This is a genomic window from Burkholderia sp. S-53 (assembly GCF_025560745.1).
Lineage (GTDB): Bacteria > Pseudomonadota > Gammaproteobacteria > Burkholderiales > Burkholderiaceae > Burkholderia > Burkholderia pyrrocinia.
On record NZ_CP090483.1, the window covers coordinates 1,402,371 to 1,422,476 of the forward strand.

Here is a 20,106-nt window from a genome sequence, read left to right on the forward strand (position 1 = left end):
CAGTTTCATCGATTGTCACATTACCGTCATGAGGAGCCCCTAACCTTCGCGGTGCCGTAGTCATCCGCTCACACACTGGAGGTCTCATGAAATTGATGCAAACCGCGATTGCCGGCCTGGCTGGCGCGCTTTTCGCCGTTGCTGCGCAAGCTGCCGACATCACGGGCGCAGGCAGCACGTTCGCGATGCCGATCTATACGAAATGGGCTGCCGACTACCAGCAGTCCGGCGGTTCGAAGGTCAACTACCAGGGTATCGGTTCGTCGGGCGGCCTGAAGCAGATCAACGCGAAGACGGTCGATTTTGCCGGTTCGGACGCGCCGCTGAAGGATGAAGAGCTCGCGAAGGAAGGCCTGTTCCAGTTTCCGACGGTGGTCGGCGGCGTGGTGCCGGTCGTCAACGTGCCGGGCGTGAAGGCCGGTGAACTGACGCTGTCGGGCCCGGTGCTCGGCGACATCTACCTCGGCAAGATCAAGAAGTGGAACGACCCGGCGATCGCCGCGCTGAACCCGAAGGTCAAGCTGCCGGATACGGACATCGCCGTGGTTCGCCGCGCTGACGGTTCGGGCACGAGCTTCATCTGGACGAACTACCTGTCGAAGGTCAACGACGAGTGGAAGTCGAAGATCGGCGAAGGCACGACGGTCAACTGGCCGACGGGCACGGGCGGCAAGGGCAACGACGGCGTCGCGGCCTTCGTGCAGCGCCTGCCGGGCGCGATCGGCTACGTCGAGTGGGCGTACGCGAAGAAGAACAACATGACCTACACCGCGCTGAAGAACTCGACGGGCACGGTGGTCGAGCCGAAGACGGAAACGTTCAAGGCCGCTGCTGCGGGCGCGAACTGGTCGAAGTCGTTCTACCAGATCCTGACGAACCAGCCGGGCAAGGAAGCATGGCCGGTCGTCGGCGCGACGTTCGTGCTGCTGCACGCGAAGCAGGACAAGCCGGAGCAGGGCGCGGAAACGCTGAAGTTTTTCAGCTGGGCGTTCAAGAACGGCGAGAAGGCAGCGGACAGCCTCGACTACATCTCGCTGCCGTCGGCGGTCGAGACGGAAATCCGCAAGCAGTGGAAGGCGAAGGTGACGGACGCATCGGGCAAGCCGGTCGCCGCCGAGTAAGCAATGCAGCGGTTCACTGCCCGGCCGCGCCGGTCGGGCAGTGTGTGCGGTAAAACCGGGCGTTACGGCGCCCGGCAATCAAAAGCAGGCACCCATGTCTGATATTTCCTATACGTCCTCACGCTCCGCCGACGGTTCATCGCAACGCGCGCCGAGCCGTCTCGGGGACGTTGTGTTCGGCGGCCTCGCGCGGCTCGCCGCGATCGTGACCCTGCTGCTGCTGGGCGGGATCATCGTTTCCCTGATCATTGCGTCGTTGCCGACCATCCAGAAGTTCGGCCTCGGCTTCCTGTGGCAATCCGAGTGGGATCCCAACTCGGACCTCTACGGCGCTCTCGTGCCGATCTACGGCACGATCGTGACGTCGGTCATTGCGCTCGTCATCGCGGTGCCGGTCAGTTTCGGCATTGCACTGTTCCTCACCGAACTGTCGCCCGTGTGGCTGCGCCGCCCGCTCGGCATCGCGATCGAGCTGCTCGCCGCGATTCCGTCGATCGTGTACGGCATGTGGGGGCTGCTCGTGTTCGCGCCGATCTTCGCCGAATACTTCCAGAAGCCGCTCGGCCGCATGCTCAAGGACGTGTGGGTGCTCGGGCCGCTGACGTCCGGCGCGCCGATCGGCATCGGTATCCTCGCGGCCGGCGTGATTCTCGCGATCATGATCATTCCGTACATCGCGTCGGTGATGCGCGACGTGTTCGAGGTCACGCCCGTGCTGCTGAAGGAATCGGCATACGGGATCGGCTGCACGACCTGGGAAGTGATGTGGAAGGTCGTGCTGCCCTATACGAAGACCGGCGTGATCGGCGGCGTGATGCTCGGCCTCGGCCGCGCACTCGGCGAAACGATGGCCGTGACGTTCGTGATCGGCAACACGAACCTGCTCGACAGCGTGTCGCTGTTCGCGCCGGGCAACAGCATCACGTCGGCGCTCGCGAACGAATTCGCGGAAGCGCAACCGGGCCTGCATACGTCCGCGCTGATGGAACTGGGCCTGATCCTGTTCGTGATCACGTTCATCGTGCTGTCCATCTCCAAACTGCTGCTGCTTCGTCTCGAGAAGGGAGAGGGCAAGAAATGAGCGAGCCCATCATGAATTTCCCGGGGCCGGACGGCGCCGTGCTCGAAGCGATGCGCGAGCGCCTGCAGCGCAAGCGCAAGGTCGTCAACGCGATCGCGCTCGCCGCATCGCTCGGCGCAATGGCATTCGGCCTGCTGTGGCTCGTGTGGATCCTGTACACGACGCTGCACCTCGGTATCGGCGGCCTGTCGCTGCAGCTGTTCACCGAATCGACGCCGGCACCGAACACCGAAGGCGGCGGTCTCGCGAACGCGATCGTCGGCAGCCTGCTGCTGTGCGGTTTCGGCACGCTGGTCGGCACGCCGATCGGCATCCTCGCGGGCGTCTATCTCGCCGAGTACGGGCAGAAGAACCTGCTGGCGAGCACGATCCGCTTCATCAACGACATCCTGCTGTCGGCGCCGTCGATCGTCATCGGCCTGTTCGTGTACGCGCTCGTCGTCGCGAAGTCGGGGCGCTTCTCGGGCTGGGCCGGCGTGATCGCGCTCGCGCTGCTGCAGATTCCGATCGTGATCCGCACGACCGAGAACATGCTGAAGCTCGTGCCGAACGCGCTGCGCGAAGCAGCGTTCGCACTCGGCACGCCGAAGTGGCGAATGGTGCTGAAGATCACGCTGCGCGCATCGGTGGGCGGCATCATCACGGGCGTGCTGCTGGCGGTCGCGCGGATCGCCGGCGAAACGGCGCCGCTGCTGTTCACCGCGCTGTCGAACCAGTTTTTCTCGTGGGACATGAGCCAGCCGATGGCGAACCTGCCCGTGACGATCTACAAGTTCGCGATGAGCCCGTTCGCGGAATGGCAGTCGCTCGCATGGGCGGGCGTGTTCCTGATTACGCTCGGGGTGCTCGGACTCAACATCCTGGCGCGCTCGGTCTTCTCGAAAAAGTAACGGCGGAGCAATCCGATGAATATGGCAGAGAGCCACCTGAATCCCGTCGAGCGCACCGCAGCGCCCGTCGGCACGCACGACGCGGCGAACGATCGCCCGCTCGCGCCGCTGAACGCGAAGATCGAGGTCAACAACCTCAACTTCTTCTACAACAAGTTCCATGCGCTGAAGAACATCAACCTGCGCATTCCCGAAGGGAAGGTGACGGCGTTCATCGGCCCGTCGGGCTGCGGCAAGTCGACGCTGCTGCGCACGTTCAACAAGATGTTCGCGCTCTATCCGGAGCAGCGCGCCGAAGGCGAAATCCTGATGGACGGCGAGAACCTGCTGACGACGAAGCGCGACATCTCGCTGCTGCGCGCGCGCATCGGCATGGTGTTCCAGAAGCCGACCCCGTTCCCGATGTCGATCTACGACAACATCGCGTTCGGCGTGAAGATGTTCGAAAAGCTCACGCGCTCGGAAATGGACGACCGCGTCGAGTGGGCGCTCACGAAGGCCGCGCTGTGGAACGAAGTGAAGGACAAGCTGGGCCAGAGCGGCTACGGCCTGTCGGGCGGCCAGCAGCAGCGTCTGTGCATCGCGCGCGGCATCGCGATCCGTCCGGAAGTGCTGCTGCTCGACGAGCCGTGCTCGGCGCTCGACCCGATCTCGACGGGCCGCATCGAGGAACTGATCGCGGAGCTGAAGAGCGACTACACGGTCGTGATCGTCACGCACAACATGCAGCAGGCCGCACGCTGCTCGGATTACACGGCCTACATGTACCTGGGCGAGCTGATCGAGTTCGGCGAAACCGAAAAGATCTTCATCAAGCCGGTGCGCAAGGAAACGGAAGACTACATCACCGGCCGCTTCGGCTGATGACGGAGAACAACAGCCATGTCGGATAAACATCTGTCGAGCCAGTTCGACGCGGACCTGAATGCCGTGTCGTCGAAAGTGCTGGAAATGGGCGGGCTCGTCGAGTCGCAGATCGTCGGCGCGATGCACGCGCTGAACGAATTCGATCGCGATACGGCCGAGAAGGTGATCGCGGCCGAGGAAACGCTGAACGCGATGGAAGTCGACATCGACCAGGAGTGCGGCAACATCATCGCGCGGAGGCAGCCTGCCGCGCGCGACCTGCGCCTTTTGATGTCGATTTCGAAAACGATTACGAACCTCGAACGCGCCGGCGACGAAGCCGAGAAGATCGCGAAGCGAGTGCGCCGCCTGGTCGACGAACCGGCTGCGCGCACGGTCAACATCGCCGAGATCAAGGTGTCGGGCGAGATGGCCGTGACGATCCTGCGCCGCGCGCTCGACGCGTTCGCGCGCCTCGATACGGTGGCCGCCGCGCAGATCGTCAAGGACGACAAGGAAATCGACCTGGAATTCCGCGCGTTCGTGCGCAAGCTCGTGTCGTACATGCAGGAAGATCCGCGCACGATCTCGGTCGGCCTCGAATACCTGTTCATCGCGAAGGCGATCGAACGGATCGGCGACCACGCAAAGAATATCGCCGAATTCATCATCTACATCGTGAAGGGCACGGACGTCCGGCACCAGCCGCGCGACACGCTCGACCGCGAAGCCAACAGTTAACGCGACAACGTACAGGAAGAAAAGAGGTGCCGATGCCCAGCAACATTCTCGTCGTTGAAGATGAGCCCGCGATTTCCGAACTGATCTCGGTGAATCTCCAGCACGCCGGTCACTGCCCGATCCGCGCGTACAACGCCGAACAGGCGCAGAACCTGATCAGCGACGTGCTGCCCGATCTCGTGCTGCTCGACTGGATGCTGCCGGGCAAGTCCGGCATCGCGTTCGCGCGCGACCTGCGCAACAACGAACGGACCAAGCACATCCCGATCATCATGCTGACCGCGCGCGGCGACGAGCAGGACAAGGTGCTCGGCCTCGAGATCGGCGCGGACGACTACGTGACGAAGCCGTTCTCGCCGAAGGAACTGATGGCGCGCATCAAGGCCGTGCTGCGCCGTCGTGCGCCGCAGTTGACCGAGGACGTCGTGTCGATCAACGGGCTGCGCCTCGACCCGGCCACGCATCGCGTCGCTGCGCATGCGGAAGGCAGCGAGATCAAGCTCGATCTCGGCCCGACCGAATTCCGCCTGCTGCATTTCTTCATGACGCATCCGGAACGCGTGCACAGCCGCACGCAACTGCTCGACCAGGTGTGGGGCGACCACGTGTTCGTCGAAGAGCGAACCGTCGACGTGCATATCAAACGATTGCGCGCGGCCTTGAAACCGGCCGGCTGCGATGCGATGATCGAGACCGTGCGCGGCAGCGGCTACCGGCTCGCCAAGCACGCGTAACGTATCCGGACATGCCGTGTGCCACGGCATGCCGCTCATTCTTTCGGGCGCTGAATCATGAACATCATCTGGGCGCGCTTTCTGGTGTCGCTCGTGCTGCTCGTGCTGATCGGCGTATTGGTCGGCGTCTTCGCCGGCCCGACCGCGGGCCTCGTGTTCGTGGCCGTGATGCTGATCGCACAGGGCTTTTTCAGTACCTTCCATACGCAGCGTCTGTGGCGACTGCTCGATGCGCCCGTCTACGGTGAAGTGCCGAGCGCGCCAGGCATCTGGGGCGAGATCTACTATCGGCTGCACAAGCTCGCGAAACAGTGGCATGCGCAGGTGCGACAGGTCGAACAGCAGCATTCGCGTTTCATCCAGGCGATCCAGGCGTCGCCGAACGGCGTCGCGATGCTCGACGACCACGACCAGATCGAGTGGTGCAACGAGATTGCGGAGGTTCATTTCGGCCTCGACGCGAAGCGCGACCTGCGGCAGCACATCACGAACCTGGTGCGCCATCCCGAATTCGTCCGCTACCTGAATGCGCAGCATTACGACGAAACGCTCGTGATGCGCGGCATGGGCGGCTCGCGGCAGAACGTGCTGGCCGTGCAGGTATTTCCGTACGGCGAGAACCGCAAGCTGCTGCTCACGCAGGACATCACCGAGCTCGAGCGTACCGACGCGATGCGGCGCGACTTCGTCGCGAACGTGTCGCATGAATTGAAGACGCCGCTCACGGTGCTGTCGGGCTTCCTCGAGACGATGCGCGAGCTGCCGCTGAACGAGGAAGACCGCGCGCGCTATCTCGACATGATGGAGCAGCAGGCATCGCGGATGCGGCACATCGTGACCGACCTGCTGGTGCTCGCGAAGCTGGAGGGCGAGAGCAAGCCGCCGGCCGATCGCGCGATCGACATGCGCGCGGTGTTCGACCATTTGAGGGAGGACGCGCAGACGCTGTCGAACGGGCATCACGACATAGCGTTCTCGATCGACGAGACACTCGGTGTCACGGGGGCGCAGACGGAGTTGTTCAGTGCGTTCGCGAATCTCGTCACGAACGCGATCCGCTATACGCCGGACGGCGGCAAGATCATCGTGACGTGGCGTCGCGAAGGCGCGCAGGGCGTGTTTTCCGTCACGGACAGCGGCTTCGGCATTCCGGCCGCCGACCTGCCGCGGCTGACCGAGCGCTTCTATCGCGTCGACCGCAGCCGCTCGCGCGATACGGGCGGCACGGGGCTCGGGCTCGCGATCGTCAAGCACGTGCTGCAGCGTCACGACGCGCACCTGTACGTGCAGAGCGAGGAGGGGCGCGGCAGCACGTTCACCGCGCGGTTCCCGGGCTCGCGCATCATCGCGATCCGGCCGGCCACGTACGAGGCATGATCGCGTAACGGCAGTCGTCGCTCGGTTGGCGAGCGGCGGCATATCAGGTAATAAAAAAGCGCAGCCCCGGGCTGCGCTTTTTTATTGGCCGTGCGGCGCGCGACTCGCGCCGCGCCGCAGGTTCACGAGCAGAACTTTGCGAGCAAGCCGAGCTGCGCGTTGCGGATTGCCTTGCCTGCGCGGCGCCGGCGGTAATGACCGTCGCTGAGCATCTGCCAGGCCGACTGGTTGTCGCCGAGACATACCGACAGGCCTTCGGCGATCACGCGCCGCTTGAGCTTGCGCTCGCGGATCGGGAACGCGACTTCGACGCGGCGGAACAGGTTGCGGTCCATCCAGTCGGCGCTCGACAGATAGACGTCTTCCGCGCCGCCCGCGTGAAAATAGTAGATCCGGTGATGCTCGAGGAAGCGGCCGACGATCGAGCGCACCGTGATGTTTTCCGACAGCCCCGGCACGCCGGGCTTCAGCGCGCAGACGCCGCGCACGATCAGGTCGACCTTCACGCCGGCCTGCGACGCTTCGTACAGCGCGGCGATCACCGTCGGCTCCAGCAGCGCATTCATTTTCGCGACGACGCGCGCGCGCTTGCCGGCACGCGCATTGTCAATCTCCGCGCGGATCGATTCGATGATGCGCGGATGCAGCGTGAACGGCGACTGCCACAGCTCGTGCAGCGTGAGTTCGCCGCCGATCCCGGTCAGCTGCTGGAATACGTGATGGACGTCCTCGCAGATCTTCTGGTCGGCCGTCATCAGCCCGAAGTCGGTGTAGAGGCGCGCCGTGCGCGGATGGTAGTTGCCGGTGCCGAGGTGCACGTAGCGGCGCAGCGACGCGTTGCCGGCCTGCACGACGCGGCGCACGATCAGCATCATCTTCGCGTGGCACTTGTGACCGACCACGCCGTACACGACGTGCGCGCCGACGGCTTCGAGCTGCGACGCCCAGTTGATGTTGGTTTCCTCGTCGAAGCGTGCGAGCAGCTCGACGACGACGGTCACTTCCTTGCCGTTGCGCGCGGCTTCCATCAGCGCGTCCATCAGCGGCGAATCGGTGCCGGTACGGTAGATCGTCTGCTTGATCGCGACGACGCTCGGGTCCTTCGCGGCCTGCTGCAGCAGTTCGAGCACGGGCTGGAAGCTCTCGTACGGGTGGTGCAGCAGGATGTCGCCGTCGTCGATCGCATCGAACATCGTCGGCGCGTTCGCAATCGCGGGCGGGGTCGATGCGGTGAACGGGGCGAATTTCAGGTCGGGGCGGTCGACGAGATCGGGAATCTGCATCAGGCGCACGAGGTTCACCGACCCGGTCACGCGATAGCAGTCCTTGTCGCCGAGCTCGCTTTCCTCGAGCAGCCGCCGCACGATGTGCGTCGGCGTGTCGGCCGACACCTCGAGGCGCACCGCGTTGCCGAGGTGACGCGCGGGCAGTTCGCCCTGCAGCGCGACGCGCAGGTTCGTGATTTCGTCCTCGTCGACGAACAGCTCGCTGTTGCGCGTGATGCGGAACTGGTTGCAGCTCTTCACGACGAGTTGCGGGAAGAGTTCGCCGACGAAGCGCTGCATGAACGAGCTCAACAGCACGAAGCCGTGCTCGAAGCCCGACAGCGCATGCGGCATGCGCACCACGCGCGGCAGCGCGCGCGGCGCCTGCACGATGCCCATCACCGCCTGGCGGCCGAACGCGTCGCGGCCTTCGAGCTCGACGACGAAGTTCAGGCTCTTGTTCAGCACGCGCGGGAACGGATGGGCCGGATCGAGGCCGATCGGCGTCAGCACGGGCAACAGTTCGTCGAGGAAGTAGCGTCGCGCCCATTCGAGCTGCTCGTCGTTCCACGTGTCGCTCGCATGGAAGTAGATGCCTTCCTGTTCGAGCGCGGGCAGCACGGTTTCGTGCAGCATCGTGTACTGTCGATGGACAAGCCGTTGCGCACGTTCGACGACGAGATCGTAAGCGTGCTGTAACGACATGCCGTCGGGCGTCAGCGCGCCGGGGTTGTCGCGGATCTGCTCCTGAAGGCCGGCCATCCGGACCTCGAAGAATTCGTCGAGGTTGCTGCTGGTGATGCAGATGAAGCGAAGGCGCTCGAGCAACGGCACTTGCGGATCGGCTGCCTGGGCCAGCACGCGCTCGTTGAAACCGAGGATGCCGAGTTCACGATTGAGAAGCGGGTAACGGACGGACATCGGCAGAGTAGGGGGGGATTCAGGCGATGATTCGAAAGGACGCTCGGAAACTCTCACGGTACGATGACGTGCTGATGACAGTAGTGGTTTTATATCGGCAAATTCTACGCCGTAACCGATTTGTCTCATAAATGTTTCGGCTATATGCAATCGAGCAGTGTGTATGCCCGTGAAGCGTGGTAATGGCAAGCGTTCCACGCTTAAAATGTCGCCTTTGAATGATCGCCCCGTGTTGCCGGACCGGCTGCCACGGGGGAACGCGCACGGAGCCCCATTCTGATGGTTACAACCCCCCACTTGCTGGCTGCCGTGGATCTCGGCTCGAACAGCTTCCGGCTGATCGTCGGTCGCGTCGAGGAAACGCCGGCGGGCAGCCAGATCTACCCGGTCGACGCGTTGCGCGAGCCCGTCCGGCTGGCCGCCGGCCTGTCGAGCGACAAGATGCTCGATCGCGCGTCGCAGGAGCGTGGCTGGGAGGCGCTCAAGCGGTTCGGCGAGCGCCTGCGCGATTTCCATCCCGATCATGTGCGTGCGGTAGCGACCAACACGCTGCGCGTCGCGAAGAACGCGGCCGAATTCCTCGGCGAAGCCGAAGCGGCGCTCGGTTTCCCGATCGAAGTGATCGCGGGCCGCGAAGAAGCGCGGCTGATCTATGCGGGCGCCGCGCACTCGGTGCCGGCGAGCGCCGGCAAGCGGCTCGTCGTCGACATCGGCGGCGGCTCGACCGAATTCATCATCGGCTCGCACTACACGCCGATCGTGATGGAAAGTCTCTATATCGGCTGCGTGAGCCACAGCCGCGCGTTCTTTCCGGCCGGCAACGTCGACGAATACACGATGCGGCAGGCCGAACTCGCGGCCAAGCGCGAGATCCAGATCATTTCGAGCGAGTACAAGAAGGCCGGGTGGGACCAGGCGATCGGTTCGTCCGGCACCGCGCGTGCGCTCGCGGAGCTCGTCGAGGCGAACGGCTTCAACGATCCGGGCGTCACGCACGGCATTTCGCGCGGCGGCCTCGAGCGCCTGAAGCGCGCGCTGATCAAGTCGGAGAACGTCAACCGGCTGAAGCTGATCGCGCTGAAGCCCGACCGCGTGCCGGTGCTCGCGGGCGGCCTCGCGATCATGCTCGCGGTGTTCGAGGAACTCGGCGTCGACTATGTCGATACGACCGACGGCGCGCTGCGTCTCGGCGTGCTGTACGACCTGCTCGGCCGGACGCAGCACGAGGACATGCGTGCGGTGACCGTCGAGGGCTTCACGCGCCGTTATGGCGTCGATCGTGCGCAGGCCGAGCGGATCGGCGCGCTCGCGGCGCGTTTCTACGACGAACTCGATGAGGCTGACGACGAAGCGAGCGAGGAAGCGCGGATGTTCGTCGGCTGGGCGGCCGCATTGCACGAGATCGGCCTGTCGATCTCGCACAGCGCGTACCACAAGCATTCGGCCTATATCGCGAGCAACGCGGACATGCCGGGCTTTTCGCGCACGGATCAGGCGCGGCTCGCCGCGCTCGTGCTCGGTCACGCGGGCAAGCTCGGCAAGCTGTCGCAGGCGCGCGACGTCGAGTGGCCGCTGCTGTTCTGCCTGCGGCTTGCGTCACTGCTGTGCCGGCGCCGGACCGATGCGGGGCTGCCGGACATTTCCGTTTCGCAGATGAAGAAGGGCGGGTATGAAGTGCGCCTGCCGAGCGCGTGGGTCGAGCAGAACCCGTTGACCGACTACAGCCTCAGCCAGGAGGCCGCCGAGTGGGAGAAGGTCGGGATCCCGTATCGCGTGGTGTATACGGGCGCGTAACAGGCCGATAGCGGGGCCCGGAAGGGCTCGGGCTGGACGGTGCGGCTTGCGCCCTCAGGCGTGCCGCATGATCGTCCTGACGCCTGCTCAATCCGACGAACAGACGATCGCGGTCAGGAACGGAAACGCCTGTTTGACGGTCGCGTCGCTGCCGGCCTTGCGCACGGCTTCCTCCACCGAGCTCTTCGTGCCGCGCACGACGACGCCGTACGCCCAGTCGCCGATCGGTGTGCCGTCGCCCGGACGGAAGATCGGGTCGTTCGCCTGGTAGCCGAGCACGACATAGACGCCGAAGCCGTACGCCGTCAGCGAGCGGTTCGTGCGGAATGCGTTGACCGAGTTCGATTCGACGTGCATCGGCTCCGACTGGATGTCGCCGGCGGCGAGCAGCGGCGCGACGAACTTGTGGCCGGTCGAATGACAGTCGAGCGCGTCGTCGAGCGCCTTGGCGGACGCGGTGCCGGCGGTCGCAAGCGCGAGCAGCGATGCGCAGAGGGCGGTTTTGAGAATGTTGTTTTTCATGCGCGGATGCGGGTTGTTCACGCGCATTATCGCGTGTTCCCGGATGGGGCGTGCGCGGGCTGCGGGCGGCATGGTTGGCATGCGTGCGTCGTCGGCAGCCTGGCTTGCGGTCGATCCGGTGTGTCCGCAACTGAAGCGATGCGCGGGTGGGGTCGGATGCGGCAGAGGCCCGCGCGTTGTCGCATCGACGCCCCAATTGATCCCTGCAATGAATCGGAGTGCCGCGAACCGGGCGGTTGCTTCAAGGATCCAGAAACGGAAAAGGGGCTACGGCATTAACCGTAACCACTTGATTCCTTTCGTCGGCGCGAAAGGATTCGAACCTTCGACCCTCTGATTCCATATCGGGTGTCCTCGTTATTATCGACGCTGATGGCGATCAGTTAAAATCATAAGCCATTGGATTTCATGAAAAATTCAAGGTCATTGGATTTTCTGATCTGACGCACTGCGCTACGCGCGGTAGCAACAATGAGCGATGGGGAGAAAAAGCAAAGGGCAGGTCATCGACAGCTCACGGTTAACTTTTGTCAAACTGAACAATATTTGTCTGACTTTAGCTAGAATCGCGCGAGCGAACCGCTGTCGCAATGGCTGACCGTCGTTGTCTCACTGCCTTGACGGTCGAACCTGAGAGAGATAACGAAAATGGATATCAGACCGTCCGCACTCGGGGACCTGAAGTTTCGCGACCTCTACGAGGCCATCAGTAAGGGCGTTTTGCAGCAGGGGCGGCTGTTGATGTTGAATACGCCGCTCGGCAAGAACGCGTTGGTGCCGCTACGTGCACGCGGATCGGCCAGAATCGGGCGTGACTACTCGTACACGATCGACGTTGCGTCGACGCGTGATGATACTGCGCTGCTGTCGCTGATGCACCAGCCTGTCACCCTGCAGATTCAGCAAGTCACGGCTCCCTTTGCGGTTCCCGTCTATCGTCCGGTCCACGGTTTCGTGCATCGGGTCGCCTATTTGGGTGGAAACGGTGGTCTTTCCACATACCAGATCGAATTTTCGTCGGCGCTGGTCTTCCTTGAGAAAACCCACAACGAAGAAGGCTGGCTCGAGAAAGACACCCGCGAGATCATTTCCGACGTGCTTGATCGGTATCCGCAGCTACGCGGGCAGTACCGTTTCGCGCTGTCGTCCAATCCTGCCAAGCGTTCTTGGTGCAGGCAAAGCGAATCCGATCTTCACTTTGTGAACCGCTTGGCCGAAGAGGAGGGCTGGTATTGCTACTGGGTTCACGAAAACGTTAGCGAAGGTGACGCCCCCAAGACGACGCTCGTCATTGTTGACTGCGTCTCGACACTTCCCGATGGGAAGCCGGTCGAATTCATCCGAGCGAACGACAGCAACGAATCTGACGGTTTCGCTCATTGGGCTGTGGTGCAGACGATGCAGAGCACGCGCTACATGTCGCGTGCGTTTGATTACAAGCGGCCCGCGTCCAATTTTCAGGTAGAGAGTGGGCTTGCCGCGACGAGCTATGTCGCGGAGGAGCGCCACCAGAAAGCTGAGCGTAGCGTTCCTGATGCGCCGATGACGGTCTACGAATCGACGGCTTACGGCTATTCCAGCTCAGACGCTGGTGGGGTGCGAGCGCGACGGCGAGTAGAGATATGGGATGCGCGAGCAAGCCGATATTTTGGCGTCGGAGGCGTGCGGTGGCTCGATGCCGGGTCGCGGTTTGTGTTGAACGGGCATCCCCGCCACGAAGACGGTGATGCGAAGAAGCGAGAGTTTCTGGTGGTCGAGGCGCGATGGTTCATCGAGAACAATGTGCCGATCGGCCAGCAGACGGTCGAGTTTCCGCAAAGTCTTCGCGCGACGCTGGCCGAGCAACAGGCAATTCACCGGGAGCGGTTCGATACGCGACGTCATGCCGATGGCACGGCTGGATTTTTCATGCTCGAGGTCGAAGCGCAGCCTGCGACGGTCGAGTACCGGAGCCCGCTGGATCATCCGAAGCCAGTCATGTCTATCGAACATGCGCTTGTCGTGACTCCGGACGGCGCGGAAGCGTGGACGAACGACCGGAACCAGATCAGGGTGCATTTCGCCTGGGATCGCAAGAATCCACCGGACGCCTTCAATTCCTCGCCGTTGCTGTCGTCGCTTCAATCCGATACCGGGAACGGTTATGGCGCGGTACACGTGCCGAGGGCGCGGGAATGGGTCATCGTCGGTTACTGGAACGGTGACTGTGACAAGCCGTTCGTGTTGGGGCGTATCAATGGAGGTACTACGCCGTCCCAATGGCATTCGAACGCGTTGCTTTCCGGGTTCAAGTCGGAGGGGTTCGGCAAGACGGGTGCCTACAACTCGTTCGTTCACGACGACTCTACGAATCAAAGCGGGACACGGCTGGTCAGCTATACCGGCAGGAGCTATGCGGCGCTGACGCAGGGCTACCTGATCAAGCATGACGACAACACACGCGGCCAGTATTTGGGGGCCGGTTTCGTCCTGCACGCCGACGAGTTCGGTGCGGTTCGTGCCAGCAAGGGGCTGTCCATCAGCGCGCACTCGAAATCCTACGACGATGAACAAATGGGTGTCGATGAGGCGCGATCGCAGTTGCAGCAGGCCGGGATGCTGGTTGAGTCGCTGTCCAGCGCAAGCACGACCGCTCAGGCCGAATCGCTGCAAACCGGACAGGATGCGCTCAAGGCGCTGTCGAAGGACATCCAGCATCCGATATCGGGCGATACGTCAGGCGGGGTGACGGCGGGCGGCGGTACGGGCAGCGCCAACGGATTTGCGCAGCCGAACATTCTGGTATCGACGCCGAAAGACATCGCACTGGTCGCGGATAGCTCGACGCATATCGTGGCGGAGAAAGAGGTAAACGTCGTCAGTAACGAGAACACGTACGTTGCGACAGGCAAGTCGTTTGTCGTGGCGGCTGCGGAAAAGGTCAGCTTCTTTGCGCAGAAACTCGGTGCGTACTTCGTGACCGCGAAAGGTCCGATCAAGCTGTCGGCCAACACGGATGACGTGAACGTCAATGCAGGCAAAGACGTGACCGTGAAGGCCAAGCGCATTGTGCTCGACGCCGACGAAATCATCATCAAGGCTGGCGGCTCGTACACAAGGTGGGTGGCAGCGGGTATTGAGGACGGCACACAAGGCCCGCGCACGATCAAATCGGCGTCGCTCAGTCGTCAGGGGCCGAGTTCGATTGCGCAGCACATGAACAGCCTGCCGCAGGCCAAATTCAACGATCCCTATGTACTGCGTGATCGCATCTCCGGCGAAGTGCTGAAGAACCACCCCTACGAACTGGTACGGGGCGACGGCACGCGCATCAAGGGGATGACGAATGATCTTGGACACGTTGCCGAGCAGAAGAATGAGGACATCGAGACGCTGAAATTGCATGCGCTTCGTCCGGAGCCGCCCGCGAGCGCAGGCAACGGCCAGGAATGATCCCTTCTTGAACGACTAATACTGATCCAGAAAATCCTATGAGCGACAATCAGGCAGGTAATCAAGGGGGCGACTCGCCGTTCAGCGACGATGCTGAGCAAGAGGTCGTGCGGCAAATGGGGCGGACCGCTCCAGACGGGTCGTCGTATGGAACATTCACGCTCACTCCTGCAAGCGATACGCGACAAAAGGAACTGTTGTGCGATGTACGACCCATTATCCCCGTGATCTTTCTGCCGGGCGTGATGGGGTCATTGCTGACCGACAAGGAAAACGGCAATGAACTGTTCTTTGCGCCGAACACGGACGGCATGTTCGGAAAACTAGGTGCCCTTCCGGCACTTATTGGCTTGTGGTTCACGAAAGCATCATCGCGGGAAAAACAATTCGATCCAAGTAAGGCCGCGGTGACGCCGCTCGGGCCGATCAATGTCGGCAAGCATGGCAAGAACGACACCCCGGAGCAGTTCGTTGACGAAAAAGAAGCGAGGCGGCGCGGGTGGGGTTCGATTCATCGCACGAGCTATCACCCGGTGCTGGCATGGCTCGAAGAGACGCTGAATCAGCCGAAGCTTCTGGGTGAACCGCATGGGCCGTGGGTCACGCCGGACCCTAACGGGGAGAAATGGACGCTCAAGCCGGTGATCGACACCGATCCGTCCGACTACGGTGCGCTTGGTAAGGGCGGGAAAATTACCTTGAATTCTGCAGAATTCGAGCATTTCTCGAAGTTTCGGTATCGCGTGTACGCCATCGGTTATAACTGGTTGCAGTCGAATGCGGACTCGGGAAAGCAGGTGGTCGACGGTTCCAACTACTTTGATCCGAAGACGCAGAAAACGACGCGGTTGATGGGGATCAAGGAAATCATCGCGGAGAACAATAGCGGGAAGGCAATCATTCTCACCCATTCGATGGGGGGATTGGTGGCCCGGATGGCGATTGCAATGCATGGAGCGGAAGGTTTGATGCACGGGGTGTTTCATAACGTGCAGCCCGCGACGGGGGCTCCGGTTGCGGTAAAGCGGTTCAGGACGGGCGGCGGCAATGAAGGCGGTATGAACAGCTTCATTAACGGCAGTCTTGTCGGTCGCGACGCCGACGAATTTGTGGCGGTGATGGCGAATGCACCTGGGCCTTTGGAACTGATACCGATGCCTGACTACATCAACGGTGACCCATGGTGGGTATTCGCACGGCTCAATGGCGAACCGGTGATGCAGTTGCCGAAGGATGGCGACGCTTACAATGAAATCTATCTTAATTCGAATTGGTACGGATTGGTTCCAGATGATTCTTTGCTGGACCCGGCGGGAACTGTGGCAGAGAAGTTGAAGGCCGATAATCAGGATTTAACCGTCTCTCAGAAATTTAAGTTTCTCCTGAAGGACGTTGTGGCGAAGCAAAGTCAGATTAAAGACGTCTATCATGGAAAGACGTACGCGGCATACAATGATATTGGGGCTCTGAGTCAAAAATCGCATGCTGATGTCAAGACTGAAAGCGAGGGTAAGGGGAAGCCGAGCGTGGAAAAAGGGAAGTCGCTCGAAGAGGTGTTGACATTCGGTCGGGTTATTTGGAAAGGGAATATCCCTCCGGGTGTAACGGAAGAAGAGTTGCGTGCTGCAAGGTTCATGCGTGCCGATGATTCGCATACAGGTAATGTGCGGGTATATTTGGATTCGCACAAGCTGTCCATCGATTTTGAGGTTCAGAAGGTCGCGAAGTTGCCCAACGGGGCGACGGCGCCTGATCCGGATAAGAACGGCATTATTCCGGGTGATGGTACGGTGCCTGCATGGTCGGCCGAAGCACAGGCACGAGGTCTGAAGCCCGGGGTAAAAGGCGATCCGGCCAAAGGTGTGCAATTGGCGTTTATGCAGGGGGGCTACGATCACCAAGGGAGCTATGACCATCCGTGGACGCGATGGGCATTACTCTACAGCGTTGTACAGATCGCGCAGGATGCGCCGGAGCCGTCATGTTGAAAGGTTTGCAGAGGTTTCTATTGCTTGTGGTGGGCGTGTGCGCCTGTACGACTGTGTTTTCCGGGGAACCAACGATGACTAATTCCTTGCTATCCAAGCCGCGTCCGTGGTGTATTGGTCGTTTTGTATTCGATCGGCCGGCAATGAGCAAGATTTCGAATCAGCGATATGAGTTTCGAGGGGAGAAGTTAACAACCCAATACAACGTCTCGTCGGCGACATACCAAGCTGAAATTCTCGCACGGGAAAAAGACCTGAGAACAAAGCAGCGCGTTAATCCGGTAAATCTGAAAGAAAAAACAGGCCGCGCATGGTTGGAGAAGGCTTTTTCGCCGGTGCCAAATTCTCGGGTTTTTGTGTTTGAAGATGCGGTGGCAAAGGTCGAAAAGCTGCCTTTTGAAACTGAGGGTTATGTTTTCTTGGATGACAAAGTGGTTCGCACGAAGGGGATGATCGGCGCAACTGCTATTGATCGAGCGGAGGAAATCTATAACGATACAATTCGTCGTATTAAGGCGAGAGACAACTGGACTATACCGACCGAATCGGGGTTCTGCTTCGATGGTGGGATTGTCACGGGTTCATCGACCTATACCGAGGAAGTTAGCCAGTCGTTCGCATTGATGCCGGGCCGTCCGGCGTTACTGGTTATTCAGCTGCGTGATGCGGTGGGCTCGGATCAGAAAGAGTCACTAACTAAGACGTTGCCACAGTTACGCGCGCAGATGGACCGGATGTCCGGACATTATCGGATCCTGCGACAGGGCAAGCGAACGGTTGCAGGGATGGATGCCGAGGAAGTGTTGTTCGAACTGAAGGAAGGCGACATCACCTCGTACCGTTTTTATCTGCTTGCACCGGGCGATTCGAGCACGCTGGCGAAGCCGCATACGGCTATTCAATTGCTGCTTGGTGCGAGCAGTCCCGACTTGAAGCCGGAAGAGGCGACGTCCCCGGTCGACGAGGCGAGCGCGCTGCAAGTGTGGGATACGCTCTTGAACAGTTTGCGGTTGAGACCGGGCGCTGTCTGAGCGGAGAGCCGTATGAAGCGCTATGACATCGTGAAAGGCGACACGACGACGGTGGGCGGCATCGTGCAGGCTGGTGACGGACTGGACATGCTGCACGGTCGCGAACAAGCATACGAGCACGATCCGGTGTGGTGCCCGGTGTGCAAGACACTCGGCGTGATCGTGTGCGACGGCCCGCGTCATTCGAGCACCGGACCGGATGGTCGACAGTCGGCGTTAAGTGACGACCTCTGTCGGTGCGCATGTCCAACGCCGCCGAAGCTGGTGGCGTCACAGTCGGTATCGTATGTCGACATGTGAGAAGAGGGGATACGTTCCGGAACAGTCTTCAGTTTAGGCAGGGTGCTGTCTGATTGAGCGGGACTGATGCGACGGTACAACATTGAGAAGGGTGACAAGACATGCGGTAGGCGGAATTGTCCAGTCGGAGGACAGCACCGACCAGGTCGGCGGGCGTGAACAACGGCGTCATGTAGTTCTCCGTACCCGACACTGGGCCGATGTCGTGATGCTAGAAGCCCCTCCGTTGGGTTTATTTTGGTAGCGAGGCGTTGAGATGGGATCGCCTGCCATCGGGTGTAGTTCCTTATAGGAATCGAACCAGATGGTAGCAATGCCACAGCGGCGCACCAAAGAAAAAGGGGTTACGGTATTAACCGTAACCCCTTGATTCCTTTGGTCGGAGCGATAGGATTCGAACCTACGACCCTCTGATCCCAAATCAGATGCGCTACCAGGCTGCGCTACGCTCCGACGAGCCAAAGATTGTATCGTCTAACTACTGATTCGGTCAACCGCGATATGCGGGTAAATGCCGCGGCGGTGAGCCGGCCGCGATTTGCGACCATTCGCACGATGATCGGCCGGCCCGCACGCACATGCGCGGGGCCGCTTGCCGAAGCAAGGAGAGCATCATGATGAACCTGATCCTGTGGCGCCACGCCGAAGCCGAAGACTACGCGACGAGCGATCTCGCGCGCCAACTGACCGTCCGTGGCCGCAAGGACGCGCAGGCGATGGCCAAATGGCTGCGTGGCCGGCTCGAGACGAACGCCATGATCCTCGCGAGCCCGGCGGCCCGCACCGTGCAGACCGCCGAGGCGCTGACCGACCAGTACCGGACCGTCGACGCGCTCGCGCCGGGCGGCAGCGTCGACGAAGTGCTGGCGGCGGCCGGCTGGCCGGAAGGCCTCGCGCCGACGGTCGTCATCGTCGGGCACCAGCCGACGCTCGGCAGCGTCGCCGCGCAATTGGTCGCGGGCAGCGACGACAGCTGGAGCGTCAAGAAGGGCGGAATCGTGTGGCTCGCGAGCCGCACGCGTGACGGCAGCCGGCAGGCCGTGCTGCGGGCGGTATTGACGCCGGAACTGGTGTGAACCAAGCCAGAAGGGGGTTAAAGGGATTCATCATACGGTTTCGCAGGCTTTCTGCTAAAGTCAATTCGGCGACACGTCATTGAAAGGACACGGTCGTGCCACATAACGGTCACGGCCGATTACTACATTGGCGGGCATGTCGTCCTATTCCTTACGACCAGGAAAGCCTAATGCGAGAACTGCCGACGCCTACGCTCCCCTTTGCCTCGCTGCCCCTCGACACGTCGCGGCGCCACCTGCCGCGCGCTGCTGAAACCGTCACATCGGAGTATCGCCTGCGCGCCGCGTGGGCCCGCACGGAAGACGAATTGCGTGAAGCGCAGCGCCTGCGTTACAGCGTGTTCGCCGAAGAGATGGGCGCGCAGGTCAGCGGCCCCTCCGGTCTCGACGTCGATCCGTTCGATGCGTACTGCGACCACCTGCTGGTTCGCGATCTCGATACGCTGAAGGTCGTCGGCACGTATCGCGTGCTGCCGCCGCACCAGGCGGCGCGTGTCGGCCGCCTGTACGCCGAAGGCGAATTCGACCTGTCGCGCCTCACGCACCTGCGCGGCAAGATGGTCGAGGTCGGCCGCTCGTGCGTGCACAGCGACTACCGCAGCGGCGCCGTCATCATGGCGCTGTGGGGCGGCCTCGGCGCGTACATGATGCAGAACGGCTACGAAACGATGCTCGGCTGTGCGAGCGTGTCGATGGCCGATGGCGGCCACTATGCGGCGAACCTGTACCAGTCGCTGGCGGCGAGCTCGCTGACGGCGCCCGAGTACCGCGCATTCCCGCACACGGCACTGCCGGTCGACGAACTGCAGACGGGCACCGTCGTGGCGCCGCCGCCGCTGATCAAGGGTTACCTGCGTCTCGGCGCGAAGATCTGCGGCGCGCCGGCCTGGGATCCCGACTTCAACTGCGCGGATTTCCTGACGCTGTTCCGCCTGTCCGACATCAACGCGCGCTACGCCCGCCACTTCCTGGGCTGAGCCGTCTGAA

Annotated in this window: 16 protein-coding genes and 1 tRNA gene; 14 read left to right on the top strand and 3 right to left on the bottom strand. The window is 61.9% G+C overall.

Annotation, left to right across the window (positions count from 1 at the left end; translation table 11 throughout):
* The first annotated feature begins 86 nt into the window (after positions 1-86).
* From pstS to phoR, 7 genes are all read left to right on the top strand, one after another.
* Complete coding sequence (gene pstS, locus LXM88_RS11575) at positions 87-1,121, top strand: phosphate ABC transporter substrate-binding protein PstS (RefSeq protein WP_262542419.1); 1,035 nt, start codon at positions 87-89, stop codon at positions 1,119-1,121.
* 94 nt (positions 1,122-1,215) lie between these two features.
* Positions 1,216-2,202, top strand: coding sequence for a phosphate ABC transporter permease PstC (gene pstC, locus LXM88_RS11580; protein WP_262542420.1), 987 nt, complete (start codon positions 1,216-1,218; stop codon positions 2,200-2,202).
* Positions 2,199-3,092 (top strand): phosphate ABC transporter permease PstA, encoded by an 894-nt coding sequence (pstA, locus tag LXM88_RS11585; RefSeq protein ID WP_262542423.1) that lies wholly within the window; start codon positions 2,199-2,201, stop codon positions 3,090-3,092. Before pstC ends, pstA begins: the two co-directional genes overlap by 4 nt.
* A gap of 15 nt (positions 3,093-3,107) precedes the next feature.
* Positions 3,108-3,956, top strand: a complete 849-nt coding sequence (pstB, locus tag LXM88_RS11590) for a phosphate ABC transporter ATP-binding protein PstB (RefSeq protein ID WP_047900355.1) — start codon at positions 3,108-3,110, stop codon at positions 3,954-3,956.
* A gap of 18 nt (positions 3,957-3,974) precedes the next feature.
* Positions 3,975-4,679, top strand: coding sequence for a phosphate signaling complex protein PhoU (gene phoU / locus LXM88_RS11595; protein WP_174983237.1), 705 nt, complete (start codon positions 3,975-3,977; stop codon positions 4,677-4,679).
* Positions 4,680-4,711: 32 nt separating this feature from the next.
* Positions 4,712-5,413 (top strand): phosphate regulon transcriptional regulator PhoB, encoded by a 702-nt coding sequence (phoB, locus tag LXM88_RS11600; protein WP_027787869.1) that lies wholly within the window; start codon positions 4,712-4,714, stop codon positions 5,411-5,413.
* A 57-nt stretch (positions 5,414-5,470) separates the two neighbouring features.
* Positions 5,471-6,790, top strand: a complete 1,320-nt coding sequence (phoR, locus tag LXM88_RS11605) for a phosphate regulon sensor histidine kinase PhoR (RefSeq protein ID WP_262542431.1) — start codon at positions 5,471-5,473, stop codon at positions 6,788-6,790.
* Positions 6,791-6,912: 122 nt separating this feature from the next.
* On the opposite strand, the gene ppk1 is transcribed toward phoR, so the two are convergent.
* Positions 6,913-8,976: a polyphosphate kinase 1 gene (ppk1, locus tag LXM88_RS11610; RefSeq protein ID WP_262542432.1), complete on the bottom strand. Its 2,064-nt coding sequence runs from the start codon at positions 8,974-8,976 to the stop codon at positions 6,913-6,915.
* A gap of 279 nt (positions 8,977-9,255) precedes the next feature.
* Here ppk1 and ppx point away from each other — a divergent pair, with 279 nt between their 5' ends.
* Complete coding sequence (ppx, locus tag LXM88_RS11615) at positions 9,256-10,770, top strand: exopolyphosphatase (protein ID WP_262542433.1); 1,515 nt, start codon at positions 9,256-9,258, stop codon at positions 10,768-10,770.
* Between the two features lie 87 nt (positions 10,771-10,857).
* Here ppx and LXM88_RS11620 read toward each other — a convergent pair whose 3' ends face one another.
* On the bottom strand, positions 10,858-11,292 hold the full coding sequence (locus tag LXM88_RS11620; protein WP_262542434.1) for a hypothetical protein: 435 nt from the start codon (positions 11,290-11,292) through the stop codon (positions 10,858-10,860).
* Between the two features lie 648 nt (positions 11,293-11,940).
* Here LXM88_RS11620 and LXM88_RS11625 point away from each other — a divergent pair.
* From LXM88_RS11625 to LXM88_RS11640, 4 genes are all read left to right on the top strand, one after another.
* The gene (locus LXM88_RS11625; RefSeq protein WP_262542435.1) at positions 11,941-14,724 is read left to right on the top strand and encodes a type VI secretion system Vgr family protein; all 2,784 of its coding nucleotides are present in this window, start codon (positions 11,941-11,943) and stop codon (positions 14,722-14,724) included.
* Positions 14,725-14,762: 38 nt separating this feature from the next.
* Positions 14,763-16,712 (top strand): esterase/lipase family protein, encoded by a 1,950-nt coding sequence (locus LXM88_RS11630; RefSeq protein ID WP_262542436.1) that lies wholly within the window; start codon positions 14,763-14,765, stop codon positions 16,710-16,712.
* Positions 16,713-16,786: 74 nt separating this feature from the next.
* The gene (locus tag LXM88_RS11635) at positions 16,787-17,743 is read left to right on the top strand and encodes a T6SS immunity protein Tli4 family protein (protein WP_262542437.1); all 957 of its coding nucleotides are present in this window, start codon (positions 16,787-16,789) and stop codon (positions 17,741-17,743) included.
* Between the two features lie 12 nt (positions 17,744-17,755).
* A complete protein-coding gene (locus LXM88_RS11640) occupies positions 17,756-18,043 on the top strand; it encodes a PAAR domain-containing protein (RefSeq protein WP_262542438.1) in 288 nt (95 codons plus the stop codon).
* A gap of 376 nt (positions 18,044-18,419) precedes the next feature.
* Here the strand turns inward: LXM88_RS11640 and LXM88_RS11645 are convergent.
* Positions 18,420-18,496, bottom strand: a tRNA-Pro gene (locus tag LXM88_RS11645).
* 161 nt (positions 18,497-18,657) lie between these two features.
* Here LXM88_RS11645 and sixA point away from each other — a divergent pair.
* Positions 18,658-19,119 (top strand): phosphohistidine phosphatase SixA, encoded by a 462-nt coding sequence (gene sixA, locus LXM88_RS11650; protein WP_262542439.1) that lies wholly within the window; start codon positions 18,658-18,660, stop codon positions 19,117-19,119.
* Between the two features lie 170 nt (positions 19,120-19,289).
* A complete protein-coding gene (locus LXM88_RS11655; RefSeq protein ID WP_048242410.1) occupies positions 19,290-20,096 on the top strand; it encodes a GNAT family N-acetyltransferase in 807 nt (268 codons plus the stop codon).
* The last annotated feature ends 10 nt before the right edge of the window (positions 20,097-20,106 follow it).

Coding starts and splice junctions, on each gene's coding strand:
- pstS (WP_262542419.1), top strand. CDS start 87: ATGAAATTGATGCAAACCGCGATTGCCGGCCTGGCTGGCGCGCTTTTC.
- pstC (WP_262542420.1), top strand. CDS start 1,216: ATGTCTGATATTTCCTATACGTCCTCACGCTCCGCCGACGGTTCATCG.
- pstA (WP_262542423.1), top strand. CDS start 2,199: ATGAGCGAGCCCATCATGAATTTCCCGGGGCCGGACGGCGCCGTGCTC.
- pstB (WP_047900355.1), top strand. CDS start 3,108: ATGAATATGGCAGAGAGCCACCTGAATCCCGTCGAGCGCACCGCAGCG.
- phoU (WP_174983237.1), top strand. CDS start 3,975: ATGTCGGATAAACATCTGTCGAGCCAGTTCGACGCGGACCTGAATGCC.
- phoB (WP_027787869.1), top strand. CDS start 4,712: ATGCCCAGCAACATTCTCGTCGTTGAAGATGAGCCCGCGATTTCCGAA.
- phoR (WP_262542431.1), top strand. CDS start 5,471: ATGAACATCATCTGGGCGCGCTTTCTGGTGTCGCTCGTGCTGCTCGTG.
- ppk1 (WP_262542432.1), bottom strand. CDS start 8,976: ATGTCCGTCCGTTACCCGCTTCTCAATCGTGAACTCGGCATCCTCGGT.
- ppx (WP_262542433.1), top strand. CDS start 9,256: ATGGTTACAACCCCCCACTTGCTGGCTGCCGTGGATCTCGGCTCGAAC.
- LXM88_RS11620 (WP_262542434.1), bottom strand. CDS start 11,292: ATGAAAAACAACATTCTCAAAACCGCCCTCTGCGCATCGCTGCTCGCG.
- LXM88_RS11625 (WP_262542435.1), top strand. CDS start 11,941: ATGGATATCAGACCGTCCGCACTCGGGGACCTGAAGTTTCGCGACCTC.
- LXM88_RS11630 (WP_262542436.1), top strand. CDS start 14,763: ATGAGCGACAATCAGGCAGGTAATCAAGGGGGCGACTCGCCGTTCAGC.
- LXM88_RS11635 (WP_262542437.1), top strand. CDS start 16,787: ATGACTAATTCCTTGCTATCCAAGCCGCGTCCGTGGTGTATTGGTCGT.
- LXM88_RS11640 (WP_262542438.1), top strand. CDS start 17,756: ATGAAGCGCTATGACATCGTGAAAGGCGACACGACGACGGTGGGCGGC.
- sixA (WP_262542439.1), top strand. CDS start 18,658: ATGATGAACCTGATCCTGTGGCGCCACGCCGAAGCCGAAGACTACGCG.
- LXM88_RS11655 (WP_048242410.1), top strand. CDS start 19,290: ATGCGAGAACTGCCGACGCCTACGCTCCCCTTTGCCTCGCTGCCCCTC.